1 protein-coding gene is annotated in these 513 nt (G+C 50.5%); it reads right to left on the minus strand.

The genetic code is table 11. The features are described 5' to 3' along the window. Window positions 1–513, minus strand: a 513-nt coding sequence (locus R7Q48_RS31210; RefSeq protein ID WP_318134302.1) for an alpha-L-glutamate ligase-like protein, incomplete at both ends; no start/stop codon positions are given.

Below are 513 nucleotides of genomic sequence, written 5' to 3' on the forward strand. Positions count from 1 at the left end.
AGGCACTTGCAGAGTCGATAAATCTTTACCCGTATCTGGGTGGTGCGTTACTGGTTGGTCGAATTGCACCGCGCGAATGGCTTTGCCTGTTGCGATATCAATGCCGACGCCGACCGCGCCTTGGTGAAGGTTAGCTTTACCATCAGACGCTGATGTTGAGCAGCGCATCATCGCCATGACAGGGTAGCCTTTAAATACGATGATACGTACGTCTGGCACACCTTCGTAGCTGAAACCATCGAAGCAGTCATCAAACTTAATCAAGTTCTCAACCACGGCAACATCGTTCTTACCGCCGAGCGAGAACAGCCCCGCCAGTGCGTTACTGATGTGGCGTTCCACTTCTTCTTTGTTGATTGTCGCACCAGAAGGTTTGGTGTACACACCGTCTTTATGCGATGTCACCACCAGAATACCTTTACCACCGCTGCCTTGAGCTGGCTTAATCACAAAACCCGGCCAGTCTTTCACCATGTTGTGGATGGTTTTTACTTCTGCTTGGTTGTGGATCAC

The sequence above is a fragment of the Vibrio sp. 378 genome (assembly GCF_033339435.1).